Genomic DNA, 8,913 nt, shown 5'->3' with positions numbered 1-8,913 from the left:
TGGCCGCGCTCGACTGCATCCCGGGGATGAAGGGGCTGACCACCCTCGGCGGACTCGCCAAAGGCATGAAGGCCCTGGGCGCGGGTGGTCTCAAGGCCATGGCCAAGGGGCTGGGAAGACGAGGCCTGCGCAGCGAGGCGGACAATGCCGTCGCCAAGGGGAAACCGGCCGGCGGGCGGTGCAAGAACGGCGATCCGATCGACATGGTTTCCGGCGAGATGCTGATGACCGCGACGGACGTACTGCTTCCCGGAGTGCTGCGGCTGGCCGTCGCGCGCACGCATGTCTCCACCTATCGCTCGGGCCGCTGGTTCGGCCCCTCATGGACCTCCACACTCGACCAACGGCTGGAACTCGACGACGAGGGAGTTCTGTTCGCCACGGCGGACGGCATGGTCCTGGTCTATCCGCCGCCGCAGGGCGACAGCGCTGTCCTGCCGCAGGAAGGGCCGCGCTGGCCGCTGTCCTGGGACGAGGAGCAACCGGGTGCTCTGCGAGTCACTGACCCCGTGTCGGGTATCACCCGGCTTTTCGCTCCCGTGGAGAGTGCCGAGCACGACACCGCGCTCACGCTGCCCATACGGGCGGTCTGGGACCGCAACGGCAACCGTATCGACTTCGATTACGCCACTGACGGCTCGCCGCTCGCCCTGAGGCACTCAGGTGGCTACCACGTGGCCGTCGACTCGGCCGGCGCCCGAGTCACGGGACTACGGCTGCTCGATCCGGACAACGGCCCCGTCCCGCTGGTTCGTTACGGCTACGACAACGGCCGCCTGACCGAGATCCTCAACTCCAGCGACCTGCCGTACAGGCTCACCTACGACGCTGACGACCGAATAACGTCCTGGACCGACCGCACGGGCTCCTGGTACCGCTACACCTATGACGAGGCCCACCGTGTCATCCGCGGCGAGGGCGTCGAGGGCATCCTGGGCTGCACCATCGCGTACGGAGCCGAGAACCGCACCACGCGGTACACCGACTCCCGCGGCCGCACCGCCACGTACCGGCACAACGAGAGGCTCCAGCTCGTCTCGGTGACCAATGCGCTCGGGCAGAGCATCGTCAACGAGTGGGACCGCTTCGACCGCCTTCTCTCCCGGACCGACGCACTGGGCCGCACCACCCGCTACGGCTACGACCCGGCGGGGAATCTCACCACGGTCGTCCGCCCCGACGGTGCCGTGACCGCAGCCGAATACGACGAACTGCGCCGACTTGTGCGGGCGGTGACCCCCGGTGGAGCGGAGTGGCACCACGCGTACGACAGCAGAGGCAACCACCTCGCCACCACCAGCCCGAGCGGGGCGACGACGCGCTACGAGTACGACGGTCACGGCGGCCTCATCGCCGTCACCGATGCTGTGGGGCGCACCAGCACAGCTCGGTGCGACGCGGCCGGGCTGCCCGTGGAGTTCACCGACGCGCGGGGTGCCGTCAGCCGGATCCAGCGGGACGCCCTGGGACAGGTCAGCAGTTTCACCGACCCGCGGGGACGCGTCACGCACCGGCGGACGACGCCCGAGGGCCGGATGGTGTGGCGCCGGACACCGGACGGGGCCCAGGAGTACTGGGTGTGGGACGCCGAGGGCAACCTGGTGTCCCAGACCGACCATTCCGGGCGTACGACCACGTTTGCGGTCGGCCCGTTCGGTCAGGTCGCCGCCCGTCGGCTGGCCGACGGCACCACTCACTCATTCGCCTACGACACCGAGCTGAACCTGGTCGAGGTGACGGACCCGCACGACAACACCTGGCAGTACGGGTACGACGCGGCGAACCGCCTGGTGTCCGAGACCGACTTCGGCGGGCGCTCGCTGGCCTACGAACTGGACGCGGTCGGCCTGCTCGCGTCCCGTGTCAACGGCGCCGGAGAGACGGTCTCGTTCCAGCGCGACGTCCTGGGCCGCACCGTCGAGACACGGTACGACGGTGGGTCCGCCAGTTGCACGTACGACGCCGCCGGCCGTCCGACCCGGGAGGCCGGTCCCGACGCCACAGTCGACCGCACGTACAGCATGGACGGTCTGCTGCTCACGGAGAGCATCGACGGCCGGACGACGACGTTCGAGTACGACATGCTCGGACGGCGCATCAGGCGGTGTACCCCCACGGGCATCGAGTCCACCTGGACGTACGACGACACGGAACGCTCTGCCGTGCTCGAAGCGGACGGTCGCCGCATCGTGTTCGGCTTCGACGAAAGCGATCGCGAGACGAGCCGAGCCCTCCCGGGCGGTGTCCGGCTCAGCCACTCCTGGGACGGCACGGGCAGACTCGCTGCCCAGACGCTGGAGCGAACTTCGGCCCCCGATGGGGAAGAAGCCCTGCTCCAGCAGCGTACCTATCTGTACCGCCCGGATGGTGTCCCCACGTCTGTCGACGAACTCACCACCGGAACACGCCACTTCGCCCTCGACACCAGGGGCCGGGTCACCGCCGTGGACGCGCGAGGGTGGCAGGAGGCGTACCAGTACGACGAGTTGGGGAACATCACTCAGGCGTCGAGCCCCGCTGTCGAGGACGGTGACAGTGATCGTGCCTTCGCGGGAACCCGCATCCGCCGCACCGGGCGCACCAGTTACGAACGGGACGGGGAAGGCCGGATCGTCCGCACGGTGCGGCGGCTGCTCAACGGGCAGCGGCGGATCCGGTCGTACACGTGGAACAGCCGGAGCCAACTCGTCGGCACGACAACACCGGACGGATCCGACTGGCGCTACCGGTACGACCCCGCGGGCCGGCGGGTGGCGAAGCAACTGCTGACCGCGGACGGCGCTGTTGCCGACGAGATCCTCTTTGTGTGGGACGGCACCCGTCTCGTCGAGCAGATAGCGCAGGACGGTTCCGCCACGACCTGGGACTACGTCCCCGGCACTCATCAGCCGATCGCCCAACTCGACCGGGCTGCGCCAGGCATGGACGCACTTTTCCACGCGATCGTCACCGACCTCTCGGGCGCGCCGGCGGAACTCGTCTCGGCGGACGGCGAGGTGGCCTGGCAGCAGCGGACAACTCTCTGGGGCAGCCGTCTGCCCGACACCCCGCATACCGGCGTCACCGACAAGGTCGACTGCCCGCTGCGGTTCCCCGGGCAGTACGCCGACGAGGAGACCGGCTGGCACTACAACTTCCTGCGCCACTACGACCCCCTCGCGGGGCAGTACGTCAGCCCCGACCCGCTCGGCCTCGCACCCGCCGCGAACGACAGCGCGTACGTCCCCAACCCGTACCGATGGAGCGACCCGCTCGGCCTGGCCTGGCAGGACCCGAGCAACGGAATGCGGTTCGGGCGGGATCCGGATCTTCCGGAGGGGGATCGCGCGTACACGCGAGACAACCAGTACCCGTCGGGTTACCGCACGCCCACCCACGACTACATGGTCGAGAACTACACCGACGAAGGCCGGGCGATCAGCGGGGTGCCGCGAGACAGCGACGGCGCGCGGATCCCACGGGACCAGCTCACCTGGCGCAACGGCAACGACGACCTGATCTGGGACCCCCGGGCCAACAATCCTGAACCGTTCCACCGTACGGTGACCTACGAACACCTGGATCCCGTAGTCCAGCACTGGAATCGGGACGGCCGATTCTCCGACCGCGCCACACGCAACGACTTCTACAACAACACGGACCACCTGGAACCGATGGAATGGAGCGAGAACTCCCGGGGCGGCGGGCGTATGACGGACACGTTCATCCAGGAAGTCGGAGACGGATACTCATGCAGCTGAGCACGGAGGATTCATGGACATTCGCGCCGTAGTGACGGGCTTCCGTGACGCGGAGCCGCTTTCCGGCCTGCCCGACAGCTGGCACTGGTCGCCGGCACCCGGCATCGACTTCGCGGGGGCGTTGTCCGCCGACGGTAAGCGGCTGCTCCAGCTGAGCGGCCGTAATTCCTACGATCAGGAACTCGCCGTCAGCACCCTCCGGTTCGCCCGTGAGCACGAGGACACGCTTTTCTCCAGCAATTCCTTCCTGGGCGCGCTTGGCGGATTCGAACCGCCCGCCGGGCATCGTTTCGATGCGGTGGTCGGCATCGCGCCTGAGGTCCACCGCTTCTATCGTGTGGAGAATCCGGACCTGACGCCGCACGTCCGGCTGACCTTTCCGGCGTACTCCTGCGAGTTCTCCGGCGAAGAAACGCTGGACGAGGCCATCACCAGGTACCGCATGCTGCGCCTGAACCATCTCGGCCGCGAACCTCTCCCCTTCCTGAAGATGCGGTACGCCAACACGCGGACCCGAGGCAAGAGCACGAATCCCGGACGGGGCCTCACCGAGCCGGCACGGCTCGTGGAGGAGCTTCGGCTGATGGACGGCGGAACCGGGAGTTTCGTCGAGTTCGAGAACCGGCATGGCGATGTGTGGCGGGCAGAATGGCACGGCTCCTGGTTCGTCGCCGAGTGGAATTCCCAGAACGGCACACCGAGGCAGATCGAGATCGACGAACTTGTCGAGTTCGCCACCGCGAGGCTGCGCGACCGGTAGGGACGAAGGTCGAGCATGGCGTCCGAGTGGGACTGGGAGAGCGGCCAGGGTCTGCTGGGTCTCGATGACCCCAGCGAAATGGGGATGCCGCGTTCGACTGTGGCGAGGTTCGTCTCGGTACAGCGGTGGTCGGGTTGGCCTTCAACTGCTCTCTGGCCGAGGCCTCGCCACGCATCGTCAGGGCGATGCAGTTGCCGGACCGGGATCAACGCGGGTTCGCCCTCACCGCTGCGGGCACCGCGGCGCGGCTCGACGGTGAGCTGACCCCGGAGCTGGACGCCGCACTGCGGGCGGTGGGGCCATCGCGGCCTCGCCGAGACCGCCGTCGACGACACGATGACGTTCGTGCCGTTCCGGGATCTGCCGCCGTGGTTCAAGTGGCGGAAGGTCGCCTCAAGGGTGCTGGACTGGGCGGCACAGCCGATCCGTCTGGGCCTGCCCGGCTGGCACGCGCTCACCGTACGGCCGCTCGTGCTGAGCCCGGAGAACGTGCCGCTCATCGCGGACGAGGCCGAGGCGAAACGGGATGTGTTCCTCGCGGCCTTCTCCGCGATGACGCATGGTAGGGGCCCGGGTGCCGCTGCCATACTGAAACCGCTGGCGGCAGCGCTGGAGACCGCCGACACCGAAGGCGCGGGGATGCTCGCGCAGTTCGTCGAGTCATGCCTGGGGGACGCCCAGGCCAGGAACTGATGATGCCGGTCAACTACTCCTTCCGGCACGAGGTCGCCGAGAAGGTCCGAGAAGAAGGCCGAGAAGAAGGCCGAGAAGAGGGCATCGAGAAGGAACGCGCTTCGATGATCCTCCGGATCGTCGAGTGGCGCGGCATCACGGTTCCGGCCTCCGTACGGGACCGAGTCGAGGCCTGTTCCGACCTGGGTCAGCTTGGGATCTGGGCCCAGCGGGCGGTCAACGCGACGAGCGTGGAGGACCTGTTCGCCGACGGCACGCACTGACTGGTCCGATCCGGCCGCCGGGACCCAGCCTGCGTCGGCGGCCGACCCACCGGATCTCCTGGACGGTGATGTCCTGCGCCGTCTCGGACTGATCTGCCGCCGGGCGACTGTGCGGGGACCGTGAAGAGTGTGCCGTGGCGGTTGTGAACGGTCCGTAGGTGGAGCGGCATTGGCCCTCTTTGTCACTCCCGGCTCGGACCTGGTGGGCCGTATCGGACGAGTTCCATACGCCCGGACACCTCCTCCCCGCCTCGACCCTCCACTGCCCTCTACACCCGAAATAGGTTCCCGATAGGCTCAGCACACCCCCACATCTCCCTCCCACCCCACACGACACGAACCCAGGACACCCGCCATGCCGCGACGCAGCACTTCAAGCCGGACGGGAAGCTCGTCGGGAGACCCGTCGGGGCCCAGGAACCGCACGCCGCAGCCCCTGCCGGGGCGGCGGCGCAGCATCGGCGACTTCGTCAAGGCGTTCCTCGCGTTCGTCGCCCTCGCCGTCCTGCTCGTCGGCGTGCCCTACACCCTCGCCGTGACCATCGGCTGGCCGTTCCCGGACGGGTCACCGTCCCTGGACTGGCTGCAGGAAGAGATCACGGTCAACACGTTCCTCGGTGTCCTCGGGGTCATCGTGTGGGTCGCCTGGGCCCAGTTCACCGCGTGCGTGCTCGTCGAGGTGAAGGCCGCGCTGTCCGGGGTCGGGATGCCGGGGCGGGTGCCCGGGGCCGGGCCGAGTCAGCTGCTCGCGCGGCAGCTCGTCGCCGCGCTGCTGCTGGTCGGAGCCACGGCCGCCTCCCTCACACCTGGCCTCTCGCAGCTCGGGAACAGCTACGACGACAACCAGAGGGGCACCGTCGCCTCCGCCCAGGCCACGCCCGGCGGTTCGCTGAGCGGGATGTTCGCGCAGCAGCAGGAGCAGGCGGCCAGTACCGCCGCCGCGCTCGGCCGGCAGGCCGCGGATGCCGCCAGTCACGCGGAGATCGGGGGACCGTCGGTCAAGGCCGAGGACACCAAGTACTACCGGATTCAGCCTCCCGAGGGGCGTCATCACGACTCCCTCTGGGAGATAGCTGAGCGGCACCTCGGCGACGGGCGCCGGTACGGCGAGATCTACCAGCTCAACAAGGACCGCGTGCAGCCGGACGGTTCGCGGCTCTCCGAGGCCAGTCTGATCCGGCCCGGCTGGATCATGCAGATGCCCGGCGACGCCCGGGGCGGCGACCTCGTCGAGATGCCCAGCACCGGCACAGGCGCAGGAACGAGCACCACCGCTCCCGACGCCGGTGCCACCGTCTCCCCGCAGGTCGCGCAGCAGATCAACCAGTACGCCCAGACCGGCGACCACGCTCAGAAAGCCGGTGGCGGCCGGCAGGGCGGCACCGCCTCCCTGGACACCAACACCACCCGCATCAGCCTCTCCGACCGGCGCGCCGCAACCGGGCCCCAGGCCACCCCGGCCCCGGCCGAGCACCAGGAGCCGCACGCCGAAGCCGCGACCTCGGCCTCCGCGACCTCCGCCGAATCAGATGCCGGCTTCTCCTTCGGTCTCCCCGAAGCCCTCGTCGGAGCCCCTCTCCTCGCCGCCGGTCTCCTCGGCGCCCTCGGCCGTCGGCGCCGGCAGGCCCTGTGGCAGTCGGCGCTCGGTGCGGTCGGCGGGCGGCGCGGTATGGAGCCGCCCACACCGACCGGTGCCGCCGCCGACGCCCAGGACGCGCTCCTCATCGGCGCCGACCCCGAAGCCGTACGCCTGCTCGACCGGTCGCTGCGCGGGCTCGCCGCCTCCCTCGCCGGAGAGTCCCGCCCGCTCCCCACCGTCTACGCCGCCTGGCTCAGCAACGGTGACCTGCACCTCCAGCTCGCCCAGCCCGCCGGAAAGCCCCCGGCCCCGTGGCAGCTCGGCCAGGACCAGACGTTCTGGCTGCTGTCCCGGACCGACGCCGAGCGGTACGAGGATGTCGACACCGCCGCTCCCTACCCGGGCCTCGTCAGCCTCGGCACCATGGACGACTCGCGTCTGCTGCTCAACCTGGAGTCGGTGCCGGGCATCGTCTCGCTGAGCGGGAGCGAGTCCGACCGGGCCGCCGTATTCGCCTCTGTCGCCGCCGAGTTGGCCACCAACGGGTGGTCGGACCGGATGACCATCACCCTCGTCGGATTCGGCGAGGACCTCACCCCCCTCGCCCCCAACCGGCTGCGCCACCTCGACGACATCGAGGCCCTCGTCGAGACGATGGAGGCCGAGACCAGGCAGCGGCGCGGCGCGCTCGGTGCCGCCGGTCACGACTCGGTCCTCACCGGCCGTACCGGGCCCGCCCAGCACACCCGTTGGGCCCCGCACCTCGTCCTCCTGGCCGCCGAACCCTCCGCCGACGACGCCGTCAAGCTCGCCGAACTCGCCGCCGACGCAAGCCGGCTGGGTATCGGATACCTCGTCGGCACCGACAGCGGTGATCTGCCCGGCGCCGCCTGGGAGTTGGAGATCACCAGCGAGGGCAAGCTCCTCGCTCCCCTCCTCGGACTCGAACTCGACGCCCAGGTACTGCCCGTCGCCCAACAGCGGGCGATCGTCGAGCTGTTCGTCAGCGCCGACCCCGAGAGCACTCCGGACGGCCCGACGGCCACGCCTCCCTTCCTCGTCGACATCAGCGAGCAGGGGCGCCCGGCGGTGTACGCGCGGCTCGTGGGCCCGTACGAGATCATCGGCCTCGACACCCCGGACGGCGAGCGCAGCCCGCTCCAACACGAGGCGCTCGCCCTGCTGTTGCTGCACCGCGAGGGCGTCCACCCGCGCGTGCTCGCCTCGGCGCTCTGGCCGCGCGGGGTCACCGACGACGTACGCGAGGCGCTTCTCGACCGGCTGCGCCTCTGGCTCGGCACCGACCCCGACGGCACCCCCCGCCTCGCCACCGACGCGGGCGGGCGGCTCACGCTCGCCAAGTCGGTCGTGTCCGACCTCGATGTGCTGCGCTCCCTCTACCACGAGGCCACGCAGGGCAAGGGCGTCGACAGCCGGGTCGTCCGCGGGCGGCTCCTCACCGACGCGCTCGTGCTGGTGCGCGGGCCGTTGCTCGCCGATCGTCCCGAGGGTCGCTACGGCTGGCTCACGCACGAGATCATCGACGCCCAACTCCCGCTGCTGGTCGCGGACATCGGGCTCGCGCTCGCCGAGTTCCACCTCGTGAAGAACCGCGCCGAGCGGGCCATCGAGGCGCTCACCGCCGCCCTCAACTCCGCCCCCGGCGACGAGCGGCTGTGGCACGAACTCCTGCGCGCCACACACTCCACCGGCGACACGGACAAGCTCCAGCAGGTCGCCGCCGACCTGATCCGCCGCAGCGGCGCGCGCGGTCTGCCGCCCCGCACCGAGGCGCTCCTCGACGAACTGCTGCCGACGTGGCGCGACGGCACGGCGGCCGTGGGATGAGGGCCGTGGAATGAGAGTTGTCGGATGAGA

Annotated in this window: 5 protein-coding genes; all 5 read left to right on the top strand. The window is 69.9% G+C overall.

Annotation, left to right across the window (positions count from 1 at the left end; genetic code table 11):
- Positions 1 to 3,740: DUF6531 domain-containing protein (locus tag IEY89_RS36185; protein ID WP_229695614.1), on the top strand; the 3,740-nt coding region annotated here is incomplete at its 5' end.
- 13 nt (positions 3,741 to 3,753) lie between these two features.
- A complete protein-coding gene (locus IEY89_RS36180) occupies positions 3,754 to 4,500 on the top strand; it encodes a hypothetical protein (RefSeq protein WP_189151781.1) in 747 nt (248 codons plus the stop codon).
- 345 nt (positions 4,501 to 4,845) lie between these two features.
- Entirely contained in the window at positions 4,846 to 5,193 is a 348-nt protein-coding gene (locus IEY89_RS42105; RefSeq protein WP_373287339.1) for a hypothetical protein, read from the top strand.
- Entirely contained in the window at positions 5,193 to 5,456 is a 264-nt protein-coding gene (locus IEY89_RS42100) for a hypothetical protein (protein WP_189151788.1), read from the top strand. Before IEY89_RS42105 ends, IEY89_RS42100 begins: the two co-directional genes overlap by 1 nt.
- 355 nt (positions 5,457 to 5,811) lie before the next feature.
- Complete coding sequence (locus IEY89_RS36165; RefSeq protein WP_189151780.1) at positions 5,812 to 8,883, top strand: BTAD domain-containing putative transcriptional regulator; 3,072 nt, start codon at positions 5,812 to 5,814, stop codon at positions 8,881 to 8,883.
- The last annotated feature ends 30 nt before the right edge of the window (positions 8,884 to 8,913 follow it).

It is taken from the genome of Streptomyces lacrimifluminis (assembly GCF_014646095.1).
Lineage (GTDB): Bacteria > Actinomycetota > Actinomycetes > Streptomycetales > Streptomycetaceae > Streptomyces > Streptomyces lacrimifluminis.
This window is presented reverse-complemented; position numbering and strand designations above follow the sequence as displayed.

Bases quoted from the DNA above. Each gene is read 5' to 3' on its own strand.
- IEY89_RS36180 (WP_189151781.1), top strand. From the start codon at position 3,754: ATGGACATTCGCGCCGTAGTGACGGGCTTCCGTGACGCGGAGCCGCTT.
- IEY89_RS42100 (WP_189151788.1), top strand. From the start codon at position 5,193: ATGATGCCGGTCAACTACTCCTTCCGGCACGAGGTCGCCGAGAAGGTC.
- IEY89_RS36165 (WP_189151780.1), top strand. From the start codon at position 5,812: ATGCCGCGACGCAGCACTTCAAGCCGGACGGGAAGCTCGTCGGGAGAC.